General features: G+C 66.0%; 20 protein-coding genes and 1 pseudogene. 7 read left to right on the forward strand and 14 right to left on the reverse strand.

The genetic code is table 11. The annotated features are described in order from the left end of the window. Positions 1-228: 228 nt before the first annotated feature. The gene (gene queD, locus NF616_RS18530) at positions 229-585 is read right to left on the reverse strand and encodes a 6-carboxytetrahydropterin synthase QueD (RefSeq protein WP_252275084.1); all 357 of its coding nucleotides are present in this window, start codon (positions 583-585) and stop codon (positions 229-231) included. A gap of 117 nt (positions 586-702) precedes the next feature. Continuing rightward, positions 703-1782 (reverse strand): patatin-like phospholipase domain-containing protein, encoded by a 1080-nt coding sequence (locus NF616_RS18535; RefSeq protein ID WP_252275473.1) that lies wholly within the window; start codon positions 1780-1782, stop codon positions 703-705. A gap of 181 nt (positions 1783-1963) precedes the next feature. Between NF616_RS18535 and NF616_RS18540 the strand changes: the two genes are divergently transcribed. The 4 genes from NF616_RS18540 to NF616_RS18555 are packed head-to-tail and all read left to right on the forward strand — an operon-like array spanning position 1964 to position 4576. After that, positions 1964-2272 (forward strand): PepSY domain-containing protein, encoded by a 309-nt coding sequence (locus NF616_RS18540; RefSeq protein ID WP_252275086.1) that lies wholly within the window; start codon positions 1964-1966, stop codon positions 2270-2272. Continuing rightward, on the forward strand, positions 2272-2586 hold the full coding sequence (locus NF616_RS18545; protein ID WP_252275088.1) for a PepSY domain-containing protein: 315 nt from the start codon (positions 2272-2274) through the stop codon (positions 2584-2586). The genes NF616_RS18540 and NF616_RS18545 overlap by 1 nt, the downstream gene beginning before the upstream one ends. Beyond that, entirely contained in the window at positions 2586-3254 is a 669-nt protein-coding gene (locus tag NF616_RS18550; protein WP_252275090.1) for a response regulator transcription factor, read from the forward strand. Before NF616_RS18545 ends, NF616_RS18550 begins: the two co-directional genes overlap by 1 nt. Continuing rightward, positions 3251-4576 carry a sensor histidine kinase gene (locus NF616_RS18555; RefSeq protein WP_252275092.1) on the forward strand — a complete coding sequence of 442 codons (1326 nt, stop codon included), beginning with the start codon at positions 3251-3253 and terminating at the stop codon, positions 4574-4576. Before NF616_RS18550 ends, NF616_RS18555 begins: the two co-directional genes overlap by 4 nt. 27 nt (positions 4577-4603) lie before the next feature. On the opposite strand, the gene NF616_RS18560 is transcribed toward NF616_RS18555, so the two are convergent. The 3 genes and pseudogenes from NF616_RS18560 to NF616_RS21480 all read right to left on the reverse strand — a co-directional run. Further along, the gene (locus NF616_RS18560) at positions 4604-5200 is read right to left on the reverse strand and encodes an NADPH-dependent FMN reductase (protein ID WP_252275094.1); all 597 of its coding nucleotides are present in this window, start codon (positions 5198-5200) and stop codon (positions 4604-4606) included. Between the two features lie 245 nt (positions 5201-5445). Then, positions 5446-6201: a methyl-accepting chemotaxis protein gene (locus NF616_RS21475; RefSeq protein WP_434091912.1), complete on the reverse strand. Its 756-nt coding sequence runs from the start codon at positions 6199-6201 to the stop codon at positions 5446-5448. A gap of 102 nt (positions 6202-6303) precedes the next feature. Continuing rightward, positions 6304-7587 (reverse strand): annotated as a pseudogene (locus NF616_RS21480) (methyl-accepting chemotaxis protein); the annotation flags it as partial. 205 nt (positions 7588-7792) lie between these two features. On the opposite strand from NF616_RS21480, the gene NF616_RS18570 reads away from it, so the two are divergent. From NF616_RS18570 to NF616_RS18580, 3 genes are all read left to right on the forward strand, one after another. Further along, a complete protein-coding gene (locus NF616_RS18570; RefSeq protein ID WP_252275097.1) occupies positions 7793-9112 on the forward strand; it encodes a Na+/H+ antiporter family protein in 1320 nt (439 codons plus the stop codon). 121 nt (positions 9113-9233) lie between these two features. Further along, a complete protein-coding gene (ctpM, locus tag NF616_RS21530) occupies positions 9234-10889 on the forward strand; it encodes a methyl-accepting chemotaxis protein CtpM (RefSeq protein WP_491568559.1) in 1656 nt (551 codons plus the stop codon). A 111-nt stretch (positions 10890-11000) separates the two neighbouring features. Beyond that, positions 11001-12059 carry an AI-2E family transporter gene (locus NF616_RS18580; RefSeq protein ID WP_252275101.1) on the forward strand — a complete coding sequence of 353 codons (1059 nt, stop codon included), beginning with the start codon at positions 11001-11003 and terminating at the stop codon, positions 12057-12059. A 60-nt stretch (positions 12060-12119) separates the two neighbouring features. On the opposite strand, the gene nuoN is transcribed toward NF616_RS18580, so the two are convergent. From nuoN to nuoF, 9 genes are all read right to left on the reverse strand, one after another. Continuing rightward, positions 12120-13598, reverse strand: coding sequence for an NADH-quinone oxidoreductase subunit NuoN (gene nuoN, locus NF616_RS18585; RefSeq protein ID WP_252275103.1), 1479 nt, complete (start codon positions 13596-13598; stop codon positions 12120-12122). A gap of 9 nt (positions 13599-13607) precedes the next feature. Then, positions 13608-15137, reverse strand: a complete 1530-nt coding sequence (gene nuoM, locus NF616_RS18590; RefSeq protein WP_252275105.1) for an NADH-quinone oxidoreductase subunit M — start codon at positions 15135-15137, stop codon at positions 13608-13610. Between the two features lie 15 nt (positions 15138-15152). Next, positions 15153-17003: an NADH-quinone oxidoreductase subunit L gene (gene nuoL, locus NF616_RS18595; protein WP_252275107.1), complete on the reverse strand. Its 1851-nt coding sequence runs from the start codon at positions 17001-17003 to the stop codon at positions 15153-15155. Continuing rightward, a complete protein-coding gene (nuoK, locus tag NF616_RS18600) occupies positions 17000-17308 on the reverse strand; it encodes an NADH-quinone oxidoreductase subunit NuoK (RefSeq protein ID WP_043311287.1) in 309 nt (102 codons plus the stop codon). The genes nuoL and nuoK overlap by 4 nt, the downstream gene beginning before the upstream one ends. Next, positions 17305-17814, reverse strand: a complete 510-nt coding sequence (nuoJ, locus tag NF616_RS18605; RefSeq protein WP_252275108.1) for an NADH-quinone oxidoreductase subunit J — start codon at positions 17812-17814, stop codon at positions 17305-17307. Before nuoJ ends, nuoK begins: the two co-directional genes overlap by 4 nt. Before the next feature lie 10 nt (positions 17815-17824). Beyond that, positions 17825-18373, reverse strand: coding sequence for an NADH-quinone oxidoreductase subunit NuoI (nuoI, locus tag NF616_RS18610; RefSeq protein WP_252275110.1), 549 nt, complete (start codon positions 18371-18373; stop codon positions 17825-17827). A gap of 13 nt (positions 18374-18386) precedes the next feature. Then, positions 18387-19379, reverse strand: a complete 993-nt coding sequence (gene nuoH / locus NF616_RS18615) for an NADH-quinone oxidoreductase subunit NuoH (protein ID WP_252275112.1) — start codon at positions 19377-19379, stop codon at positions 18387-18389. After that, positions 19376-22099 (reverse strand): NADH-quinone oxidoreductase subunit NuoG, encoded by a 2724-nt coding sequence (nuoG, locus tag NF616_RS18620; RefSeq protein ID WP_252275113.1) that lies wholly within the window; start codon positions 22097-22099, stop codon positions 19376-19378. The genes nuoH and nuoG overlap by 4 nt, the downstream gene beginning before the upstream one ends. Positions 22100-22185: 86 nt before the next feature. Further along, entirely contained in the window at positions 22186-23538 is a 1353-nt protein-coding gene (gene nuoF / locus NF616_RS18625; RefSeq protein WP_252275115.1) for an NADH-quinone oxidoreductase subunit NuoF, read from the reverse strand. Positions 23539-23549 lie beyond the last annotated feature (11 nt).

Consider the following 23549-nt stretch of genomic DNA (forward strand, 5'->3'; position numbering starts at 1 on the left):
GACCGCTCGCCGCGTTGTCTATCCGTATCGATAGCGGGCGCTCGCTTTGGCAAGGAAGCCTGCAGACTGCCAGAGTTCCTGCATGGGCGAACCGGATGCGAGGGCGGCTACAGTTAGCGGAGCAGTAGAGCCGGGCTGCGACTAGCGAATCTACGCACGCTCAAGAACAGCGCTCATTAAAAAGCCACCGATCAGGTGGCTTTTTAGTCTACGAGTCGAAGGTATTTTTCAGTCGCCGCGGTATTCGCAGCCACTGGTACAAGTCTCATGCACCCGAATGCGGGAAAGCTCTGGCAGCATTGGCTTGAGCTCCCGCCAGATCCATTTGGCCAGATTTTCACTAGTAGGATTCTCGAGGCCTGGGATGTCGTTCAGATAGTTGTGGTCGAGACGCTCATAAATCGGCTTGAAGATCGCCTTGATCTCGGCGAAATCTCGAATCCAACCGGTGTGTGGATCGACGTCGCCTTCGATATAGATCGCGGCACGGAAGGAATGGCCATGCAGGCGTCCGCATTTGTGGCCTGCCGGTACATGAGGCAGAAGATGAGCGGACTCGAAGGTGAATTCTTTGAACAGTTCCAAGGCAAGCGCTCTGCTAAGTGGATACGACGGTATAAAAAATCGCCGCGCAGTTTATCAGCCCGAGTGTTTTTTCCGCGTGGAGCACGCAGCGCCCGGATCTCCGGGCGGCTAACCGTCCTAGAGCGGAGCCAGGCGTTCGCCGATACGGCCGCTATCGGCGAGTTCGAGAAACTCGTCACCCAGCCGTTGGCTTTCGGCCATCGCTTTGCGCCAGCAACGCTCACGGCCGTCGTCGTTCCCCAGATAGCGTTTGAAGTCGCTGCGATCTGGCAGTTTGCCGTGGGGTAGGCTCGCAAGATATTCGCGCGAGGGCGCCAACAACAGAACATCCTGCAAGCGCTCGCCGTCACCCCTGCGCCACGGCAGGCCTTTATCGAACCAGCCGGGAATCACCCGGTCGGTGAAGTGCGGATACAGCACCACGCCGTCGCCCTGATAGGGAAGGTCCAGGTGATAGTCGAGCAGGCCACCATCGCGATAGGTGCCAGGCTCCAGACCAGGGATGTCGCGGATCGCCTCCATGACCATGGGGATCGAGCCGGATGCCAGTAGTGCATGGCGCAGATTGGTTTCGGCCAAGGCATGGAAATGGGAGCGGAAGTCATTGAGCGTGGCCAGCGGTGGCGTCTGCCGGGCATCGTGCATGATCACACGGTCGAAATGGCGCCCAAGGCGGCTGCGTCCGAGCAGGTTGCTGCCGATCACCGAAGAGAGTCCCAGCCCCAGCTTGCCGCGATGGTCGTGCTGCAGCAGACCGTGGCTGCGCACCACCACCACATTTAGGCGGTAGAAGGGATTGTTGAGCACCGCTGCGTCCTGCCCTTCAAGCAGTTCGTCCAAGAGTTTCACGCAGCTACGCGAGACCTCGGCCATGCTCACGCCCTTGGCGAAGCGCTGGCTGGTGTAGAGCTCGCCCAGACGTTGGATACCTGCGCAGGCATCCGGTAGACAGGCGCTGGCGAAGCGCCAGGAGCCGATCGAGGCGCCGATCAGGGTGCGCTCGCGAGGTGCACGGGGAAGCCATTCACCAAACAGCGCCAGATCCAGGCCCTGAATGCCCAGGCCCTTTGGACCACCGGCGGCGCCTGGCAGAATGCCGACGTCGGCCGGCTGCAGGCCACGTTCGCGGATACGGACCAGGGCGCGTTTGCCGGCGCGCAGACTGAGGGCGGGTGACTTGACGTGAATGGCGGTCATGCTCGGCTCCGATTGCAGGCCTGCGATTATAGTGGCGTGGTGGACCAGACCAAGCGACTTCAGACCATGAATATCGCAACTGTTGTGGGTGGTCGGGGCTGTCGCCGACAATTCAGCTTCAATTAAGTCGGCATGAGTATCTTGAACATCGTAGACAGCAGATACCCCCGAGGAGAACACCATGAACAAGCTGACCAGCCTTTTCGCCATCGCCGCCCTGGCCGCCACTGCCGGTATCTCCCAGGCTCGCGATCTTGGCCCGGACGAGGCGCTGAAACTGCGTGATGCCGGTACCATCCAGAATTTCGAGAAGCTCAACGAGGCCGCGCTGGCCAAGCATCCGGGCGCGAAAGTCGAGGACACCGAGCTGGAGCAGGAGCATGGCCGCTACGTCTACCAGGTCGAGCTGCGTGATGCCCAGGGCGTGCAGTGGGATGTGGAGGTGGACGCCACCAATGGCCAGATCCTGCAAGAGCACCGGGATGACTGATGAAATTCGTGTTTCGCTATAGCGGCATCCTCACGCTGGTTCTCGCGGTGCTGGCACTCGATGCCCAGGCGCGCGACTTGGACCAGGACGAGGCACTGCGGCTGCGTCAGGAGGGGGTGATCCGCCCCCTGGAGATGCTGATGGCACCGGCCCTGGGGCGTTACCCCGGGGCCGAGCTGCTGGAGGCGGAGCTGGAAGAGGAAGACGATGTGCTGGTCTACGAGGTCGAGTTGCTGACGCTCGACGGCACCGTCCGTGAACTGGAGCTGGATGCCCGCGACGGTCGCATCCTCAAGGACGAAGTGGAGGACTGATGCGTCTGCTACTGGTCGAAGATCATGTACCGCTGGCCGACGAACTGATCGCCGCGCTAGGGCGCCAGGGCTATGCGGTGGACTGGCTGGCGGACGGCCGCGATGCCGTCTATCAAGGCGCCACGGAACCGTATGACCTGATCGTGCTCGATCTAGGCCTGCCCGGCAAACCGGGCCTCGAAGTGCTGCGCGAGTGGCGTGCGGGTGGTCTGGCCACGCCAGTGCTGATCCTCACGGCGCGTGGCTCCTGGGCCGAGCGCATCGAGGGCCTCAAGGCCGGTGCCGACGACTACCTCACTAAGCCGTTTCATCCCGAGGAACTCGCGCTGCGCCTGCAGGCGTTGGCACGCCGCGCCCATGGCCTGGCCAACCAGCCGCAGCTCGAGGCAGCGGGCCTGCAGCTGGACGAGGGACGCCAGTGCGTGACCCGCGACGGCGAGCAGATCGAGCTGACTTCCGCCGAGTTCCGCCTGCTGCGCTACTTCATGCTGCACCCAGGGCAGATCCTGTCCAAGGGCCAACTCGCGGACCACCTGTACGACGGCGAGAGCGAGCGCGATTCCAATGTGCTCGAGGTGCACGTCAACCGTCTGCGCGGCAAGCTCGGCCGCGAGGTGATCGAGACGCGCCGCGGCCAGGGTTACCGCTACGCCGGGGTCGGCGCTTGAGGTCCATCCAGCGCCGCCTCAGCCTGGGCCTGGCGGGAGTGCTGGTGGTGGTGGGGCTGATCCTGGCGCAGAGCAGCCTGTGGCTGTTCGATCACAGTCTGCGGCGTTACCTGCGCGAGGACCTCGAAGACGAAACCCAGACCCTGCTGATCGCGCTCGTGCGCGGCCAGAACGGCGTGCAGCTGGATGAGCGACGCCTGGACCCGACCTTTCAGCGGCCGTTTTCCGGCCATTACTTCCGCATCGACTTCGGCGATGAAACCTGGCGCTCCCGTTCCCTGTGGGACCGGAGCCTGCAACCGCCGGCCAAGGAAGGGTTGCAGGACGGCCTGGGCGACGGGCCGCAAGGCCAGCGGCTGCTGGTGTTCCGCGCCGACTATCGGCGCTTCGGCCAGACCTTTTCCATCAACGTGGCGCAGGACTACACGCCGATCCTGCAGGGCTTTCGCCGTCTGCAGTGGCTGGGGCTGGCGCTGGGCGGCGGCGCGCTGCTGCTGATCCTGCTGGCCCAGCGCTACACGGTGCGTGTGGCCCTGCGGCCGCTGGAGCGGGTACGCGGGCAGATCGCCCAACTGCAGCAGGGACGCCGCAGCGAGCTGGACAGCCAGGTGCCTCAGGAGCTGGAGCCGCTGGTGGGGCAGATCAACCGGCTGCTGAGCCATACCGAGGAGACGCTCAGGCGATCGCGCAATGCGTTGGGCAATCTGGGCCATGCCCTGAAGACGCCGCTGGCGGTGCTGGTCAGCCTGAGTGAACGGCAGGACCTGCGTGACCAGCCGGAACTACAGGCAACGCTGCGTGAGCAGCTGACGCAGATCCAGCAACGGCTGGAGCGCGAACTGGGACGTGCACGGTTGGCCGGCGAGGCGCTGCCTGGCGCGCATTTCGATTGCGCGGCGGAGCTGCCGGGGCTGTTCTCCACTCTGGGCATGATCCACAGCCATGGCCTCAAGCTCGACTGGCAAGCCGCGCCGGGCCTGTGTCTGCCATGGGATCGGGAGGATCTGCTGGAACTGCTCGGCAACCTGCTCGACAACGCCTGCAAATGGGCCGATGCCGAAGTGTGTCTGAGCCTGGCGGAGGAGGGTGATGCCTACCGGCTGTGGGTCGACGATGACGGCCCCGGGATCGCGCCGCAACGCCGCGCCGACGTGCTGGGCCGGGGCACGCGGCTGGACGAGCAGGTCGCCGGGCATGGCCTCGGCCTCGGGATCGTGCGCGATATCGTCGACGCCTGGGGCGGCACTCTAAGCTTGGAAGACAGCCCGCTGGGCGGGCTGCGGGTGGTGGTGCGCTTGCCGAAGAACTCGTCCGTTGCCTGAGGAGCGAGATTCGGCGAGGGCGCTCCGTCACATGCCGTTGGTGAAGGCCGGCTCGCTCAGGTCGATGGCCGCGCGTACCGGCTTCAGCGCCTCGGCGTATTTGCCGAGAATGTCCAGGGCGTAGTCGGCGCGCTTGCGGATGCGCAGGTCGTCCTCGTCGCGTGCCTCGCCCTCGTTCATCACCGCTTCCACCTGGCGCACGATCAGGTGCTCCGGCAGGTAGGCGATGCGGCAGTTCTTGTAGCCCGAGGCGCGCAGTTCGCTAATCGGGTAGGCGCCGCCGATACCGGAAGATACGCCCACCAGCAGCGCAGGCTTGTGCGCCAGTTCGGCCTTGCTGGCGTAGAGGAAGAAGTTCTTCACTGCCGGGCAGGCCATGCCGTTCCACTCCGGCGCGATCACCACCAGCGCATCGGCGCCTGCCAGCTGTTGCTGGTAGTCGGCCCAGGGGCCCTTGTCATCGGACGGCCACAGCGGCAGACCGCGCTCGCCGAGATCGATCAGGCTGCTCTGCTCGGTGCTGCTCAGACCGAGTTCGATCAGACGTTGACGCAGATAACGGGCGACCTTGGCGGACTGGCTGCCGTTGCGGCTGGAGCCGGCGATCAGGGCGATATTGAGCATCGGGATTCTCTCTGGCGAATGATTGCGCGCAGGCTACCGGCCGCTCTGGGCCGGGGCAAGTGGCGAGGCGTCAGGGACGCCGACGGATGACGCCAGCTAGATCGAGGGCGCCGCGTGGGACTGTTCACGGTCTTTGGACTCAGCGCTGGAAAACGCCTGGCGGACCCCGCAAAAAAGCGGCCGAGGATGCAACATGTACGAGAGGTACATGAGCATTCCGCGGCCGCCTTTGGGCCCGGCGGACGTCAGACGCGGAACTGGTCCATCAGCCCCTGCTGGTGGTTGGCCAGGCTGTTCAGGCTCTGGCTGACCTGCGCGGATTCCTCGGCCTGGCTGGACAGCGTCTCGGTGACGTCGCGGATGTTGGCCACGTTGCGGTTGACCTCTTCGGCCACCGCACTCTGCTCCTCGGCGGCCGAGGCGATCTGCAGGTTCATGTCGTTGATCACGGTGACCGAGTCGCCGATGCGGCGCAACGCGACCACGGCCTGCTCGACCAGCTCGACGCTGCTCTGGGCCTGGGTGTGGCTGCTGTGCATGGAGCCGACCACGTCGCGGGTGCCGCTCTGCAGGTTCTCGATCACCTGGCGGATCTCTTCCACCGAGTCCTGGGTGCGCTTGGCCAGGTTACGTACCTCGTCGGCCACCACGGCGAAGCCGCGGCCGGCTTCCCCGGCGCGAGCGGCCTCGATGGCTGCGTTGAGGGCCAGCAGGTTAGTCTGTTCGGCGATGGCGCGGATCACCTCCAGCACCGAGCCGATCTGCTCGCTGCTGCTGGCCAGGCTCTCCACCTCCTGCATCGCCGAGCTCAGCTCGCTGGCCAACTGTTCGATCGACAGCGTGGTGCGGTCGATCACGGCCAGGCCTTCGCGGGCCGCGGCATCGGCGCCACGGGCGGCATCGGCGGCCTGGGCGGCGTTGTTGGCCACGTCGTGGGCGGTGGCGCTCATCTCCTGGGACGCGGTGGCCACCTGATCCACCTCGCGGAACTGCTGCTGCATGCCGGCGCTGGTCTGGCTGGCGATGGCGGCGGACTGGTCGGCGGTGCTGCGCGCGTCCTGCACCGAGCGCTTCACGTCGGCGATGATCGGCTGCAGCTTGTCGAGGAAACGGTTGAACCAGCCGGCCAGCTCGCCGAGCTCGTCCTGCTTGGCGTATTCCAGGCGGCGGGTGAGGTCGCCTTCGCCGCTGGCGATGTTCTTCAGCATGCTGGCCACATCGAGGATGGGCCGGGTCACGCCGCGGGCGGTCAGCCACATCAGCAGTACACCGACACAGATGGCGATCAGCGCCAGGACCAGGGAGAAGACCGTGTCGCCGGTGCGGCGCTGCTCCAGTTCCTGCTCAAGCTTCAGGGCGGGGCCGAGCAGCGTGGCAGTGGGCACCTCCAGCAGCACGCCCCAGTGCTTGGCCTCGGGAATCGGCAGCAGCGGTTCGAACACCCGCAGCTTGCCCTCGCGCTCGAGGAAATGAGCCTGGCCGCCGGCAAGCATCTTGGCGATTTCATCGCCCTGATGGGGAAATGCGGTGGTCAGGGCCTTGCCCAGGTGGGTGGCGTCCCGGCTGTGCCCGGCCAGCAGGCCGGCGGCGCTGATGATGCTGACATGGGCCTGCCCGCCGTACAGCTCCGCGCTGGCCTTTTCGCTGATCTGCTGCAGGTTCTCCAGGCTGATGTCCAGGCCCATCACGCCGATGATCTTGCCGCCCTGCTCAAGCGGGAAGGCGATGCTGGTCATCAGCACCTGCTTGCCGTTGACGTCGTCGAAGTACGGATCGAGTACACAGGCGCGGCGGGTGTCGCGCGGGCAGGTGTACCAGGCGTTGTACGGCGCGCCGCTGGGACCGGTGCTGGTGTCCTGCAGCTCTTCCTCGCTCATCGACTCAGACTCCAGCTGGCCCGGCGTGCTCTGGGACCAATACAGCGAGAAACGGCCGGTGTCGTTGCTGCCCAGTTCGGCCATGTTGGCGAACAGCTCGTCCTTGCCATCGAGCGCGTTGGTTTCGAACACCAGGTACAGGCCGAGGAGGTTGGGGTTGGCCTCCAGCGCCGAGCGCACCTGCCGAGTCATGTCCTCGCGCAGGTCGAAGGCGTCGAGGAAGCGCTTTTCCGCCTGATCCTTGAGGAACAGCACCTGGCGCGAGAAGCCGGCGCCGTACTGGTAGGCGTCCATGAAATAGCGCTGGATACGTATGGCCTGCAGCTCGCCGCGCGAAGCCATGCGCGAGCGGGCCGACTCTTCCAGCATCTCGGAACTGGAGGTCTTGACCAGCCTGGCGCTATGGGTGGACTGATAGAGCGAAGCGCCCACCAGCATCGTTACTATGGCCAGCAGGCAAAGGCCGGCGAGTAGGGTGATTTTCAGCTGGATGGACAGGCGCGACGGCATGAGCGGGTCCTTGTGGGCTAGCAGACTTGTGAGTCAATTATCGGCGGCCTTGTCAAAAACTTGACCGCGGCTGCGCATTTTACGCATTTGTGCTGCGACCACGACCCACGCAAGAGCCGTGCAAGGCAGGCGCTACCGGTTTTGACAGCGCCCCGGTGATGGGGCAGAGTGCGCGGCTTTTCGTTGCCCTGCCTGGGAGTTTTCCATGAACGCAGTCGTTGCCGCAGTCGGCATCATGCTGATTCTGAGTCTGTGCCGGGTGCACGTGGTGATCGCGCTGATCGCCGGCGCGCTGGCCGGTGGGGTGATCGGCGGGCTCGATCTGCAGGCCAGCCTGGCCGCCTTCAACAAGGGCCTGGGCGCAGGCGCCAACGTGGCGTTGTCCTACGCGCTACTCGGTGCGTTCGCGGTGGCCATCGCCAAGTCGGGCCTGGCCCACGCGCTGGCGGACAAGGCCCTGGCGCTGGTGGGGCGGCAGGAAGCGCAAGGCGGCGGCGCCCTGAAGTGGCTGATGGTCGGTGTGCTGCTGGCGGTGTCGGTGGCCTCGCAGAACATCCTGCCGATCCATATCGCCTTCATTCCGCTGCTGGTACCGCCACTGCTGTATGTGCTGACCCGCCTGCAGATCGACCGCCGGCTGATCGCCTGTGTCATCACCTTCGGCCTGATCTCGCCCTACATGTTTCTGCCGGTCGGCTTCGGCGGCATCTTCCTCAACGACATCCTGCTGGCCAACGTCGCCAAGGGCGGCGTCGACATCGAGGGCATCAGGGTCACCGAGGCGATGCTGATTCCCGCCCTCGGCATGCTGTTCGGCCTGCTCATCGCGGTGCTGTTCAGCTACCGCAAACCGCGCCGTTACGACCTGGACCGGATCGTCGACGCCGAGCAGGTGAGCGTGCCCTATAACGGCAAGAGCATGGCCGTCGCCGGCGTCGCGGTGGCCGTGGCGTTCGCCGTCCAGCTCTGGCTGGATTCGATGATCGTCGGTGCGCTGCTCGGCTTCGTGATCTTCTCGGTGTCCGGTGTGGTGCGCTGGCGCGAGACCGACGGGCTGTTCACCGACGGCATGAAGATGATGGCCATGATCGGCTTCATCATGATCGCCGCCCAGGGCTTCGCCGAGGTCATGAACGCCACCGGCCAGGTCAAGACGCTGGTGGACGCCTCCGCCGCCTGGATCGGCAACAGCAAGGCGCTCGGTGCGTTGCTCATGTTGCTGGTCGGCCTGCTGGTGACCATGGGCATCGGCTCGTCGTTTTCCACCGTGCCGATCATCGCCGCCATCTTCGTGCCACTGTGCGAGCAGCTGGGTTTCAGCCCGCTGGCCATCGTCAGTCTGATCGGCACCGCCGGCGCGCTAGGCGATGCCGGCTCGCCGGCGTCCGACTCCACACTCGGCCCGACCGCCGGCCTGAACGTGGACGGCCAGCACAATCACATCTGGGACACGGTGGTGCCGACGTTCCTGCACTACAACCTGCCGCTGCTGGCCTTTGGCTGGGCCGCGGCCATGCTGCTGTAAAGCGTCTAACACGCACTTCAGGTTGCAGCGGGGTTGCCGATAACAGGGCACCCCGTTTTGCTTTGTGCGCTGCCGATAGAGAGAAGGAATCCATATGCGCCTCACGCTGAAAACCAAAGTCATGCTGCTGGCCCTGGTGCCGGTGATCCTCTTCGCCCTGGTACTGAGCGGCGCCGCCGCGAAGATCCTGACCAACCTGGCGGAGGACGAAGTGGCGCAGACCCGCGAGCGTCTGATCCAGGAGAATCGTCAGGAACTGAAGAACTACATGCAGATCGCCCTGGGCTCGGTGCAGGCGCTGTACGACGCCGCAAGCCCGGGCGACATGGCCAGCCGCGAGCAGGCCATCGAGATCCTGGCGAAGATCAAGTACGGCCAGGACAGCTACTTCTTCGGCTACGACTCGCAGGTGATACGCCTGTTCCGCGGCGACAGCCCGACCGACGTGGGCAAGAGCTTCACCGGCCGCAAGGACCCCAACGGCGTTGCGGTCAACGACGAGCTGGTGCGCGTCGCCAAGGACGGCTCCAACTACGTGGAATACAGCTCGCCGCTGCCGGGCAACGAGAGCGTGCTGGTGCCCAAGCTGGGCTACAGCTACTACCTGCCGAAGTGGGACCTGGCGCTGGGCACGGCGGTCAACCTGGACGGCGTCGAGGCCCAGGTGGCGGAAGTCGAGGCGGCCATCGAAGAGCGCGTCGCCACCATCCTCACCAGCATCCTGGTGATCGCCGCCGTGATGCTGGTGGTATTCGGCATTGGCGGCCTGACGCTGAGCAACGCCTTCCTGCGTCCGCTGCAGCAGATCAAGGCCAACCTCGACGACATCGCGGCCGGCGAGGGTGATCTGACCCGCCGCCTGCCGGTGGCCAGCGAGGACGAGCTGGGCCAGCTGGCCGGCTCGTTCAACCGCTTCGTCGAGAAAATCCACGGCCTGGTGCGGCAGATCGCCGAGATGACCGAGCAGCTCACCGGCCTGGTCGGCCAGGTCGCCGCCCAGGCGCAGCGTTCCGAGCACGCCATGGAGCGCCAGCGCCACGAGACCGATCAAGTGGCCACGGCGATCAACGAGATGTCCGCCGCCGCTCACGAAGTGGCCAAGAGCGCCCAGGGCGCCGCCGAAGCGGCCCAGCAGACCGACCGCGAGGGCCAGGCCGCCAAGCAGGTGGTGGATGGCAGCATCACCCGCATCCATGCGCTGGTCGGTGACATCCGCTCCAGCGGCCAGTCGCTGGACAGCCTGCAGCAGGACGTGCAGTCCATCGTCAGCGTGCTCGACGTGATCCGCTCCATCGCCGAGCAGACCAACCTGCTGGCGCTCAACGCGGCCATCGAAGCGGCCCGTGCCGGCGAAGCCGGTCGCGGCTTTGCGGTGGTAGCGGACGAGGTGCGCGCGCTGGCCAGCCGTACCCAGCAGAGCACCCAGGAAATTCAGGGCATGATCGACCGTCTGCAGCAGGGCACCCAGGCCTCGGTCACCGCCATGCGCCGCTCCAGCGACGCCGGCGAGGACACCAGCAATCAGGCCAATCAGGCCGGTGCCTCGCTGGACGCCATCGCCGGGCTGATCGGCACCATCAACGCGATGAACGCGCAGATCGCCAGTGCCGCCGAGGAGCAGACCGCGGTGGCCGAGGAGATCAACCGCAGCGTGCACCAGATCGCCGTGGCGGTGGACAGCGTCGCCGACGAAACCCGTCAGGGCGCCGAAACCGCGCGCAGCCTGTCGGGCCTTGGCGAGCGCCTGGGCGGCCTGGTGCGTCAGTTCCGCATCTGATCGCGAGACGACACGGGAGGCGCTACGGCGCCTCCCATGGGCGAGAAAGCTCGCACTTAACGGGGCGGCAGGAGGACTAAACAGCAACAGTCCCGACCGGTCCCGCCGCCCATGTATTCACCGCGCATCGAACAAAAATCCTTCCTCACGCTCCTGGTGCTGGTCACCCTGGCCTTCGGCTGGATCCTCCTGCCATTCTGGGGCGCGCTGTTCTGGGCGGTGGTGCTGTCGGTGCTGTTCGCGCCGCTGCAGCGGCGCATGGCGCTGCGCTTCGGCGGGCGCGGCAATCTCTCGGCGCTGGTGACGCTGTCGGTATGCCTGTTGGTGGCGATCCTGCCGGTGATCCTGATCAGCCTGGCCCTGGTCAACGAGGGCACCGCCATCTACCAGCGGATCGAGAAGGGCGAGCTCGACATAGGCACCTATGTCGAACGCTTCAAAACCTTGCTGCCGGACACCTTGCAGCGGCTGCTGGACCGCTTCGGCCTGGGCAACTTCGACGCGCTGCGCGAGCGCATCGCCCGGGGCGCCATGCAGGGCAGCGAGTTTCTGGCGACCAAGGCCTTCGACATCGGGCAGAACACCTTCCAGTTCCTGGTCGGCTTCTTCGTCATGCTCTATCTGCTGTATTTTTTCCTGCGCGACGGCCCCGAGCTGGTGCGTTTGGTGCGCACGGCCGTGCCGCTCGAGGATTCGCTCAAGCGTAGGCTGCAGATCAAGTTCACCCGCGTGGTGCGCGCCACGGTGAAGGGCAACCTGGTGGTGGCGGCGGTGCAGGGGGCGCTCGGCGGGCTGATCTTCTGGCTGTTGGGCATCGGCAGCCCGTTGCTGTGGGGTGTGCTGATGGCCTTCCTGTCGCTGCTGCCGGCGGTGGGCTGCGGCCTGGTGTGGGGGCCCGTGGCGCTGTACCTGCTGGCGTCCGGCGAGGTGACGCAGGGGATCGTGCTGATCGCCTTCGGCGTGCTGGTCATCGGCCTGGTGGACAACCTGCTGCGCCCGATACTGGTGGGCAAGGACACGCGGATGCCGGACTACCTGGTGCTGATCTCCACGCTGGGCGGGTTGACGCTGTTCGGCCTCAACGGCTTCGTCATCGGCCCGCTGATCGCCGCGCTATTCATCGCCAGCTGGGGTCTCTACAGCAGCCGGCGCCAGGTCCGATTGCCCTGAGTCGTCGAAAGACGCGCATAAAAAAACCGGCCGGGGCCGGTTTTTTATGCCGGGTCGCCGTCAGGGCGCGACGGCCACCAGAGCGGCCTGTTGCACCAGTTCCAGCAGCGGCTGCGGATACACGCCGAGGAAGAAGGCGAGCAGGGCGACGACCAGCAGCATGATGCCGCCGGCGCGCTGGCCCCAGTTGAACGGCGCATCGTGGCGCTTCAGGTTCGGCTCGGCGAGGAACATGGTGACCATGACCCGCAGGTAGTAGTAGACGCCCACGGCGCTGCCCAGCACCAGTGCGCCCAGCAGCAGCCACTGCTGCGACTCGACACCAGCGGCGATCACGTAGAACTTGCCGATGAAGCCGGCGGTCAGCGGGATACCGGCCAGCGACAGCATCATCACGGTGAGCACGGCGGTCAGGTACGGACGGCGCCAGAACAGGCCGCGGTATTCGTACAGGGCGTCGGCGTCGCGGCCGCTGTAGGGCGTGGACATCAGGGTGATCACGCCGAACGCGCCGAGGCTGGTCAGCAGGTAGGTGGCCAGGTACACGCCGATGGCTTCCTCGGCCAGGCCCTTGCTGGCGATCAGGGCGATCAGCAGGTAGCCGAAGTGGGCGATGGAGGAATAGCCGAGCAGGCGCTTGAGATTGCTCTGCAGCAGCGCCAGCAGGTTACCGAACAGGATCGAGGCGATGGCCAGCACGGTCAGCAGGTCGTTCAGCCAGCCACCGGTGGTCACCGGGGAGAGCTGGTACAGACGCAGCAGCACGGCGAACACCGCCACCTTGCTCGCGGTGGCCAGGAACGCGGCCACCGGCGCCGGGGCGCCCTCGTAGACGTCTGGCGTCCACAGGTGGAAGGGCACCAGCGACAGCTTGAAGGCCAGGCCGATCAGCATCATGCCCATGCCGACCTGGGCGATCAGGCTGGGCAGGCCGTCGGCGGCCAGTTTGGCACCGATGCCGGCGAAGCTCAGGCTGCCGGATTCGGCGTATAGCAGGGCCATGCCGAACAGCAGGAAGGCCGAGCCTGCGGCAGACAGCACCATGTACTTGATGCCGGCTTCCAGCGAACGCTTGTTGAAGAAGGCGTAGGCGATCATCCCGAAGGTCGGTACCGACAGCAGTTCCAGGCCGATGAACAGGCCGGCCAGGTGCTGCGCGCTGACCAGCACCAGGCCGCCGGCGGCGGACAGCAGGATCAGCAGGTACAGCTCTTCACGGTTGCCTGGGTAGCCCTGCTTGCCCGACTCGCCGCCCAGGTAGGCGTGGATCAGCGTGGTGCAGGCCAGCGTCGCGGCCAGCACCAGCGCCATGTAGTAGCAGGCGAACTTGTCGATCAGCAGCAGCGGGGTGACCTGGATCGGTGTTACGCCCACGGCCGGAATCACCGACAGCAGGGCCAGGTTGAGGCCCAGCACCGAGAGCACGAAGGCCATGGCGTGGTTGCGCTTCCAGGCGATGGCCAGCATCACCACGACGATGGTGGTGCAGGTGACCAGCAGCGGCAGCAGCGCGATGAAGTGTTGAGTCGTCAGTTCCATAGCGCTTGATTACCGGACCGAGGCGAGTTGAGTGAGGGCGCCGCTGAACCACTGCTGCACGCCGTGCATGCTGGCGGCGGAGGTGTCGAGCACCGGTTGCGGGTAGACGCCGAGGAGGATCAGCAGCACGGCCAGGCCCAGTACCATGTACAGCTCGCGAGCCTTCAGGGCCTGCAGCGGAGCATCGGACTTGGCCGGGCCGAAGTAGGCGCGGTGGATCATCGCCAGCGAGTAGACCGAGCCCAGCACCAGGCCGCAGGCGGCCAGCACCACGACCCACGGCGCGGCCGGGAAGCTGCCGATCAGGATCAGGAACTCGCCGACGAAGTTGCCGGTACCCGGCAGGCCCAGCGCCGCCGCGGCGAAGAACAGGCTCACGGCCGGCAGCCACGGCAGGCGCGCCCAGATGCCGCCCATCTCGCGCATGTCGCGGGTGTGCAGGCGCTCGTAGAGCTGGCCGCAGAGGATGAACAGTGCGGCGGCCGACAGGCCGTGGGCCATCATCTGCACCACCGCGCCCTGCAGGGCGATCTGGCTGCCGGAGTAGATGGCGATCAGCACGAAGCCCATGTGCGAGACGCTGGAGTAGGCCACCAGGCGCTTGATATCGGTCTGGGCGAACGACAGGAAGGCCCCGTAGGCGATGGCGAACACGCCGAGCCACATGGCGATCGGCGCGAACTCGGCCGAGGCATTGGGGAACAGCGGGATGGCGAAACGCATCAGGCCATAGGCAGCGGTCTTCAGCAGGATACCGGCCAGATCCACGGAGCCGGCGGTCGGCGCCTGGGCGTGGGCGTCCGGCAGCCAGGAGTGCACCGGTACCACCGGGAACTTCACGGCGAAGGCGGCGAAGAAACCGAGCATCAGCACGTACTCGGTGCCGGCCGGCAGGTCGGTCTTCAGCAGGTCTTCGTAGTTGAAGGTCAGCATGCCGGTGGCGTTGTAGTTGATCAGCACCAGGGCGAGGATCGCCACCAGCATGATTAGGCCGCTGGCCTGGGTGAAGATGAAGAACTTGGTGGCGGCGTTGATCCGCGAGTGACCCTTGCTGCCGCTATGACCCCAGAGCGCGATGAGGAAGTACATCGGCACCAGCATCATTTCCCAGAAGAAGAAGAAAAGGAACAGGTCGATGGCGAGGAACACGCCGACCACGCCACCGAGAATCCACATCAGGTTGAGGTGGAAGAAGCCGACGCGGTTCTGGATCTCGTTCCACGAGCACAGCACCGAAAGCACGCCGAGCAGGCCGGTGAGGGCGATCATCAGCACCGACAGGCCGTCGAGGCCGAGATGGATGCTGATGCCGAGACGCTCGATCCACTGGACCTTGAACTCGGCGGCCCAGGCCAGCTCCGCGCCGGGTGCCGGCGCCAGGGCGAAGTCGGCCGTGGCCCACAGCCACAGGCCGAGGCCGAACAGCAGGCCCATGGTCAGCAGGGCGATCCAGCGCGGCAGGGTGTTGCCGAAGCGCTCGCCTTGCCAGCACAGCAGGCCGCCGATGAAGGGGATCAGGATTAGCCAGGGCAGGATCATGACGGGCTATTTTCCTTAATTCAGAAACAGGAGGACGGCGAGCACGAACACCGCGCCCCCGGCAATGGAGGCGGCGTACCAGCGCACCTGGCCGGTCTGCAGGCGGGCCAGGGTGGCGTTGCCGCCACGGGCCAGGCGCGGCACCAGGCCGATGGTCTGGTCGATCGGGTCGCGGCCGAGCAGACGGCAGATCAGCAGGTACGGCTGCACGAAGAGCTTGTCGTAGAGCCAGTCGAAGCCCCAGGCGGCGAACCACCAGGCCGACAGGAAGCGGCCCGGCGCGCTGGCGGCCACGGCGCTGACGAAGCGGCGCTGGCCGAGGAACAGCAGGGCGGCCAGGAGGATACCGGCGAGGGCGATGGCGCCCGAGGCGATCTCCAGGCTGTGCTTGGCCTCGCCACCGGCATGGCCGATGCTCTGCGGCAGCACGCCAGCCAGCGGCGGGGTGATCAGCGCGCCGACGAAGGTCGACAGCACGATCAGCGTGGCCAGCGGCAGGTTGTGGGCGATGCCATGACCGGCATGGGCCTCGGTCTTCTGCTCGCCGTGGAAGGCGATGAAGATCAGGCGGAAGGTGTAGATCGAGGTCAGGAACGCACCGGCCAGGCCCGCGTAGAGCAGCTCGCTGTGACCGCTGGCGAAGGCTTCCCAGAGGATCTCGTCCTTGGAGTAGAAACCGGCGGTGACCAGCGGCAGCGCGGCCAGGGCGGCGCCGCCGACCACGAAGCTGGCGTAGGCCAGCGGCAGCTTCTTCCACAGACCGCCCATCCTGAAGATGTTCTGCTCGTGGTGGCAGGCGTGGATCACCGCACCGGAGGCGAGGAACAGCAGCGCCTTGAAGAAGGCGTGGGTCATCAGGTGGAAGATCGCCGCGTCCCAGGCCTGCACGCCGAGGGCGAGGAACATGTAGCCGATCTGGCTCATGGTCGAGTAGGCGAGGATGCGCTTGATGTCGGTCTGCACCAGAGCGGCGAAGCCGGCCAGCACCAGGGTCACGGCGCCGACGATGCCGACCAGCTCGAGGATCTCCGGGGTCAGCAGGAACAAGCCGTGGGTACGGGCGATCAGGTACACGCCCGCGGTTACCATGGTGGCCGCGTGGATCAGCGCAGAAACCGGAGTCGGGCCCGCCATCGCGTCGGCCAGCCAGGTCTGCAGTGGCAGCTGGGCGGATTTGCCCACGGCGCCGCCGAGCAGCATCAGGGTGGCGACCCACAACCAGGTATCGCCGGCCACGTACTTCTGCGGTGCCAGCACCATCAGCTCCTGGATGTTCAGGGTGCCGAGGTTCAGGAACAGGATGAACAGGCCGATCATCAGGAACACGTCGCCGATGCGGGTGACGATGAACGCCTTGAGCGCCGCGTTACCGTTGGGCACGTGCTTGTAGTAGAAGCCGATCAGCAGGTACGAGCACAGGCCCACGCCTTCCCAGCCGAAGAACAGCACCAGCAGGTTGTCGCCGAGCACCAGCAGCAACATGCTGAAGATGAACAGGTTAGTGTAGGCGAAGAAGCGCGAGTAGCCCTCTTCACCGCGCATGTACCAGCTGGCGAACAGGTGGATCAGGAAGCCGACGCCGGTGACCACGCCGAGCATGGTGGCGGACAGGCCGTCCAGGTGCAGAGTGAAGTTCGGCGCCAGGCCGGCGACGTTCATCCACTGCCACAGCGTCTGTGTGTAGGCGCCACCCGCCGGCGTGTTGCCGAGGAACTGCAGGATGACCCAGGCGGCGCTCAGCGCGGCCAGGCCGACCGAGCCGACGCCGATCACGGCGGCGGTGTTTTCCGAGATGCGTCCGCGGGAGAAGGCCAGCAGACACCAGCCGATCAGCGGGAAAAGAAGGGTGAGGAATAGAAGGTTCATCCGCGCATCTCGCTGGCAGCGTCGACATCGAGGGTGTTGAAGCGGCGATACAGCTGCAGCAGGATCGCCAGGCCGATGCTGGCCTCGGCGGCTGCCAGGGTGATCACCAGAATGAACATCACCTGGCCGTCCGCCTGCACCCAGCGGCTGCCGGCGACGACGAAGGCGAGGGCGGTGGCGTTCATCATCACTTCCAGGCTCATCAGCACGAAGAGGATGTTACGGCGCACCATCAGGCCGATCAGGCCCAGGCTGAACAGCACGGCGGCCAGCGCCAGGCCGTGTTCCAGAGGAACGGCATTCATACGTTCGGCTCCTTGGCTTCGTGGCGGCCCAGGTGGTAAGCGGCGACCAGGGCGGCGAGCAGCAGCATGGAGGCCAGCTCTACCACCAGCAGATACGGACCGAACAGGCTGACGCCGACGGCCTTGGCGTCCACGGTCTCGAGACCGATGGCGGCGCCGCTCGGGCTGGCGAACAGAGCGTACAGCAGCTGGCCCAGCAGCAGCAGGGAGAGAATGGCGGGACCGGCCCAGATGCCGGGTTTCAGCCATTGCTTCTCCTGCTCGGCAGCGGCCGGGCCGAGGTTGAGCATCATCACCACGAAGACGAACAGCACCATGATGGCGCCGGCGTAGACGATGATCTCCAGGGCGCCGGCGAACGGCGCGCCGAGGGCGAAGAAGGTCGAGGCCACGGCTAGCAGCGAGACGATCAGGTTGAGCAGGGCATGCACTGGGTTGGTCCCGGTAATGACCATCACCGTGGATGCCACGGCAACGCCCGCGGCGAGGTAGAAAGCAAATTCCATCATCCCCTCCTTAGGGCAGCAGGCCTTTGACGTTGATCGGTTCGGCCTCGTTCTGCGCGGCGCCTTTCGGCTTGCCGGCGATGGCCATGCCGGCGACGCGGTAGAAGTTGTAGTCCGGGTTCTTGCCGGGGCCGCTGATCAGCAGGTCTTCCTTCTCGTACACCAGATCCTGGCGCTTGTACTCGCCCATCTCGAAGTCCGGGGTGAGCTGGATGGCGGTGGTCGGGCAGGCTTCCTCGCACAGGCCGCAGAAGATGCAGCGCGAGAAGTTGATGCGGAAGAACTCCGGGTACCAGCGACCGTCGTCGGTCTCGGCCTTCTGCAGCGAGATGCAGCCAACCGGGCAGGCCACGGCGCACAGGTTGCAGGCGACGCAGCGCTCCTCGCCGTCGGGGTCGCGGGTCAGCACGATGCGGCCGCGATAGCGCGGCGGCAGGTACACCGGCTCTTCCGGGTATTGCAGGGTGTCGCGCTTGCGGAAGCCATGGCTGAACACCATGACCAGGCTGCGCAGCTGGGTCCAGGTGCCGTGCACCACATCCCATATGTACTTGAGCATTGCGTGTTTCTCCTTACTGGGCCGAGGCCAGCACGAGCGCGCCGGTCACCAGCAGGTTGATCAGAGTCAGCGGCAGGCAGAACTTCCAGCTGAACGCCATGACCTGGTCATACCGCGGACGCGGAATCGACGCGCGCAGCAGGATGAAGATCATGATGAAGAAGCAGGTCTTCAGGGCGAACCAGATGAACGGGATTTGCGGCAGGATGCCGAACGGGCCGTGCCAGCCGCCGAAGAACAGGGTCACCAGCAGGGCCGAGATGGTCACGATGCCGATGTACTCGCCAACGAAGAACATGCCCCATTTCATGCCGGCATATTCGATGTGGTAACCGTCGGCCAGCTCCTGCTCCGCTTCCGGTTGGTCGAACGGGTGACGGTGGGTCACGGCGACGCCGGCGATGAAGAAGGTACAGAAGCCGAAGAACTGCGGAATGATGAACCACAGGTTTTCGGCCTGGTAGTCGACGATGTCGCGCATGTTGAACGAGCCGACCTGGGCGACGATGCCCATCAGCGCCAGGGCCAGGAATACCTCGTAGGAGATGGTCTGGGCCGAGGCACGCAGGCTGCCGAGCAGGGCGAACTTGTTGTTGCTCGACCAGCCGGCGAACAGCACGGCGTAAACCGACAGACCGGCCATGGCGAAGAAGAACAGGATGCCGATGTTCAGGTCCGCCACACCCCAGGTCGGGGTGACCGGGATGATGGCGAAGGCCATCAGCATGGCGGCGAAGGCGATCATCGGCGCCAGCATGAAGATGAACTTGTCGGCGAACGGCGGCGTCCAGTCTTCCTTGAAGAACATCTTCAGCATGTCCGCAGCGATCTGGAACATGCCGAACGGGCCGACGCGGTTCGGACCGTAGCGGTCCTGCCACCAGCCCAGCAGACGGCGTTCGACGAAGCTCAGCAGCGCGCCGCAGACCACCACCACCAGCAGGATGACGATGGCCTTGAGGACGGCGATGAAGACGTCGAGCAGTTCGGGCGTCAGCCAGCTCATTGGGCGGCCTCCTGCAGTCCGGTAGCGGTCGCGCCGGCGATGGCCGCCGGGATGCCGGCGAAGCCGGCCGGCAGGCCGACCAGGCCCAGGGCCAGGTCTTCGCTGACTTTCACCGGCAGGCGCAGGGCCTGGCCAGCGACGGTCAGGCTGATCAGCGCGCCGTCATTGACGCCCAGGCGATCGGCCTCGGCCTTGGCCAGGGCGACGTAGGCGGGCTGGATGCGCTCCTGTACCGGAGCTGCGCGGGAGGAGTTCTCCTCGCTGCCGAACAGGTGGTGGAACGGCACGACCTGCCAGGTGCCCTGGGCCGGGGCGAAGGCGCCCGGCACAGTGAACCAGGCCAGGGTCTTGCCCTGGGACTCGATCAGGCGCACGCCAGGGTCACCGGCGCGCAGATGGCCACCGACTTCGTCCTGGAACTTGTTCCAGGCCTGCGGCGAGTTCCAGCCCGGCGACCAGGCGAACGGAATCTGCTGGCGGTCTTCCTTGCTGCCCGAATAGCCTTCCATGGAGAAGGCGAAGGCGGAGTCCTGGTCCTGCGGCTGACGCGGCTCGTGCACGCTGATGTTGGCGCGCATGGCGGTACGGCCGCTGTAACGCAGCGGCTCGCGCGCGAGCTTCAGGCCCTTGATGCGGAACGAGGCGTTTGGCGCGGCGTCCTTGATCGCGGCCAGCGCGGAACTGCTGGCGGCCACGGCTTCGGTGACCTGGTCCAGCTGGGTCCAGTCCACGGCCTTGCCCTGCAGGGTGCTGTGCAGCGCGTGCATCCAGCGCCAGCCCTCGCGCACCAGGATGTTGCTGTCGTAGTAGCTCGGCTCGAACACCTGGAAGAAGCGCTGGGCGCGGCCTTCCTGGCTGACCAGGGTGCCATCGCCTTCGGCGAAGCTGGCGGCGGAGAGCACCAGGTGGGCCTTGGCGGTGGTGGCGGTCTGCTGGTGGTCCGCGACGATCACTGCCTTGGCGGCCGCCAGCGCGGCATCGACCTTGGCGGCGTCGGCGCGGCGGTACAGGTCGTTTTCCAGCACGACCACGGCGTCGGCTTTGCCAGAAGTCAAAGCTTCCAGCGCAGCATCGACCGAATCACCACCAAACAGGGCCAGGCCCATGCTGTTGGCTTCCGGCACCACCAGGCTGATGGAGGCGTTCTTCTCGCGGTTCTTCAGGGCCTGGGCGATGTTCGCCGCGGCCTCGACGATGCTCTTCTCGCCCAGCGAGGCGCCACTGACGATCAGCGGGCGCTTGCCGGCCAGCAGGGCGTCGGCGATCAGTTGCACCAGCTCGGCAGCCTCGTCGTCCAGGCCGGTGACGGCCGGGGCGCTTGGGTCGATGGCGTGGGCCACGGCGAAGCCGATGCGCGCGAGGTCAGCGGGCGCGGCATGCACGCAGGCTTCGGCCACGTCGTCGAGGCGGGTGGCGTCGACGCTGGCGATGAACAGCGGATGCAGGGCGTCCTGGGCCACGTTCTGTACAGCGGCCATGTGCCAGTCCTGGATCTTCATCGAGGCGGCGATCTCGGTGGCCTTGCCCTTGACCGACTGGCGCAGGGCCAGGGCGACGCGCGCGGCGGTCTGGGTCAGGTCTTCACCGAGGACGAACACGGCGTCGTGGTCTTCGATCTCGCGCAGCGACGGCACCGGCAGCGGGCCGTTCTGCAGCACATCGCGGATCAGGCGGATGTTTTCCAGCTCGACGGCGGCGATGCCGCTGTAGAAGTTGGCTTCGCCGACCAGTTCGCGCAGGGCGTAGTTGCCTTCCAGGCTGGCGCGCGGCGAACCGATGCCGATCACACGCTTGCCCTTGAGCAGCTCGGCAGCCTTGTCCAGTGCGGCGTCGATGCCCAGCTTGGCTTCACCGCCGCTCTTATCAAGAAGCAGGGGCTGGCGCGGGCGATCTTCACGGTTGGTGTAGCCGTAGCCGAAGCGGCCGCGGTCACACAGGAAGTAGTGGTTCACCGAGCCGTTGAAGCGGTTCTCGATGCGGCGGATCTCGCCGTAGCGCTCACCGGGGCTGATGTTGCAGCCGCTGGAACAGCCATGGCAGATGCTCGGGGCGAACTGCATGTCCCACTTGCGGTTGTAGCGCTCGGAGTGGGTCTTGTCGGTGAACACGCCAGTCGGGCAGACCTCGGTGAGGTTGCCGGAGAACTCGCTCTCCAGCACGCCGTCCTCGACGCGGCCGAAATACACGTTGTCGTGTGCGCCGTATACGCCCAGGTCGGTGCCGCCGGCGTAGTCCTTGTAGTAGCGCACGCAGCGGTAGCAGGCGATGCAGCGGTTCATCTCGTGGGAGATGAACGGGCCGAGCTGCTGGTTCTGGTGGGTGCGCTTGGTGAAGCGGTACCGGCGCTGGTTGTGGCCGGTCATCACCGTCATGTCCTGCAGGTGGCAGTGACCGCCTTCCTCGCACACCGGGCAGTCGTGCGGGTGGTTGGTCATCAGCCACTCGACGACGCTGGCGCGGAAGGCCTTGGACTCTTCGTCGTCGATGCTGATCCAGGTGTTGTCGGTCGCCGGCGTCATGCAGGACATGACGATGCGGCCGCGCTTGTCGTTCTCGTCGGTGTACTGCTTCACCGCGCATTGGCGGCAGGCGCCGACGCTACCGAGCGCCGGGTGCCAGCAGAAGTAGGGGATGTCGAGCCCGAGAGACAGACAGGCCTGCAGCAGGTTGTCCGCCCCATCGACTTCGAAATCTTTGCCGTCTACGTGGATAGTGGCCATGGTTCAGGTTTCTTCTTTACCCGCCGGAGCAGGCTTGGCTAATGGAATCACGGTTGCTTCGCGGCCTCGGCCGCGAGGTGAATGCTTCAGGCCGGCGCGAACTGCGCGGCGGCCGGTTCCGGAATGACCGAGCTGGATACGCCAGCCTCGAACTCCGGACGGAAATACTTGATCGCACTACCCAGCGGTTCGACGGCGCCCGGTGCATGGGCGCAGAAGGTCTTGCCGGGGCCGAGGAAGTTGACCAGGCCGAGCAGGGTATCGATGTCCTGCTGGGTGCCTTGCTTGCGCTCCAGGGCGCGGAGGATCTTCACGCTCCAGGGCAGGCCGTCGCGGCACGGGGTACACCAGCCGCAGGATTCGCGGGCAAAGAACTCTTCCATGTTGCGTAGCAGCGAGACCATGTTGACCGAGTCGTCCACGGCCAGGGCCAGGCCGGTGCCCATACGGGTGCCGACCTTGGCGATGCCGCCGGCGAACATCGCCGCATCCAGGTGCTCGGGCAGCAGGAAACCGGTACCGGCGCCGCCGGGCTGCCAGCACTTGAGCTTGTAGCCATCACGCATGCCGCCGGCGTAGTCCTCGAACAGCTCGCGGGCCGGGAGGCCGAACGGCAGCTCCCACAGGCCGGGGTTCTTCACCTTGCCGGAGAAGCCCATGAGCTTGGTGCCCATGTCTTCGCTGCCCGGGCGGGCCAGGGTCTTGTACCAGTCGACGCCGTTGGCGACGATCGCCGGCACGTTGCACAGGGTCTCGACGTTGTTCACGCAGGTCGGCTTGCCCCACACGCCGACAGCGGCGGGGAAGGGCGGCTTGGAGCGCGGGTTAGCGCGGCGGCCTTCCAGGGAGTTGATCAGCGCGGTCTCTTCACCGCAGATGTAGCGACCGGCGCCGGTGTGGACGAACAGCTCGAAGTCGAAGCCGCTGCCGAGGATGTTCTTGCCCAGCAGGCCGGCGGCCTTGGCTTCATCGATGGCGCGGTTCAGGTTGGCGGCCGCGTCGACGTACTCGCCGCGCAGGAAGATGTAGCCGCGGTAGGCCTTGAGCGCGCGCGCGGAGATCAGCATGCCTTCCACCAGCAGGTGCGGCAGCTGCTCCATGAGCATGCGGTCCTTCCAGGTGTTCGGCTCCATTTCGTCCGCGTTGCACAGCAGGTAGCGGATGTTCATGGATTCGTCGGCCGGCATCAGGCCCCACTTCACACCGGTGGGGAAGCCCGCACCGCCGCGGCCCTTGAGGCCGGAGTCCTTGACGGTCTGCACGATGTCGGCCTGCGCCATTTCGCTCAGGGCCTTGCGGGCGGCGGCGTAGCCGTTCTTCGCCTGGTATTCCTCGAGCCATACCGGCTGGGCGTCGTCACGCAGGCGCCAGGTCAGCGGATGGGTCTCTTCGCTGCGGGCGATGCTGTTGATCGGGCCGATGGAGGTGAGAGTCTTCATAGCGGCGCGCC

Origin of the sequence: Pseudomonas subflava (assembly GCF_023823685.1) — a bacterium.
Lineage (GTDB): Bacteria > Pseudomonadota > Gammaproteobacteria > Pseudomonadales > Pseudomonadaceae > Aquipseudomonas > Aquipseudomonas subflava.

What these genes read in the sequence shown, in the direction of transcription:
- NF616_RS18535 (WP_252275473.1), bottom strand. Translation starts at nt 1,782, where the DNA reads ATGACCGCCATTCACGTCAAGTCACCCGCCCTCAGTCTGCGCGCCGGC.
- NF616_RS18540 (WP_252275086.1), top strand. Translation starts at nt 1,964, where the DNA reads ATGAACAAGCTGACCAGCCTTTTCGCCATCGCCGCCCTGGCCGCCACT.
- NF616_RS18545 (WP_252275088.1), top strand. Translation starts at nt 2,272, where the DNA reads ATGAAATTCGTGTTTCGCTATAGCGGCATCCTCACGCTGGTTCTCGCG.
- NF616_RS18550 (WP_252275090.1), top strand. Translation starts at nt 2,586, where the DNA reads ATGCGTCTGCTACTGGTCGAAGATCATGTACCGCTGGCCGACGAACTG.
- NF616_RS18560 (WP_252275094.1), bottom strand. Translation starts at nt 5,200, where the DNA reads ATGCTCAATATCGCCCTGATCGCCGGCTCCAGCCGCAACGGCAGCCAG.
- NF616_RS21475 (WP_434091912.1), bottom strand. Translation starts at nt 6,201, where the DNA reads ATGCAGCAGCAGTTCCGCGAGGTGGATCAGGTGGCCACCGCGTCCCAG.
- NF616_RS18570 (WP_252275097.1), top strand. Translation starts at nt 7,793, where the DNA reads ATGAACGCAGTCGTTGCCGCAGTCGGCATCATGCTGATTCTGAGTCTG.
- ctpM (WP_491568559.1), top strand. Translation starts at nt 9,234, where the DNA reads ATGCTGCTGGCCCTGGTGCCGGTGATCCTCTTCGCCCTGGTACTGAGC.
- NF616_RS18580 (WP_252275101.1), top strand. Translation starts at nt 11,001, where the DNA reads ATGTATTCACCGCGCATCGAACAAAAATCCTTCCTCACGCTCCTGGTG.
- nuoN (WP_252275103.1), bottom strand. Translation starts at nt 13,598, where the DNA reads ATGGAACTGACGACTCAACACTTCATCGCGCTGCTGCCGCTGCTGGTC.
- nuoM (WP_252275105.1), bottom strand. Translation starts at nt 15,137, where the DNA reads ATGATCCTGCCCTGGCTAATCCTGATCCCCTTCATCGGCGGCCTGCTG.
- nuoL (WP_252275107.1), bottom strand. Translation starts at nt 17,003, where the DNA reads ATGAACCTTCTATTCCTCACCCTTCTTTTCCCGCTGATCGGCTGGTGT.
- nuoK (WP_043311287.1), bottom strand. Translation starts at nt 17,308, where the DNA reads ATGAATGCCGTTCCTCTGGAACACGGCCTGGCGCTGGCCGCCGTGCTG.
- nuoJ (WP_252275108.1), bottom strand. Translation starts at nt 17,814, where the DNA reads ATGGAATTTGCTTTCTACCTCGCCGCGGGCGTTGCCGTGGCATCCACG.
- nuoI (WP_252275110.1), bottom strand. Translation starts at nt 18,373, where the DNA reads ATGCTCAAGTACATATGGGATGTGGTGCACGGCACCTGGACCCAGCTG.
- nuoH (WP_252275112.1), bottom strand. Translation starts at nt 19,379, where the DNA reads ATGAGCTGGCTGACGCCCGAACTGCTCGACGTCTTCATCGCCGTCCTC.
- nuoG (WP_252275113.1), bottom strand. Translation starts at nt 22,099, where the DNA reads ATGGCCACTATCCACGTAGACGGCAAAGATTTCGAAGTCGATGGGGCG.
- nuoF (WP_252275115.1), bottom strand. Translation starts at nt 23,538, where the DNA reads ATGAAGACTCTCACCTCCATCGGCCCGATCAACAGCATCGCCCGCAGC.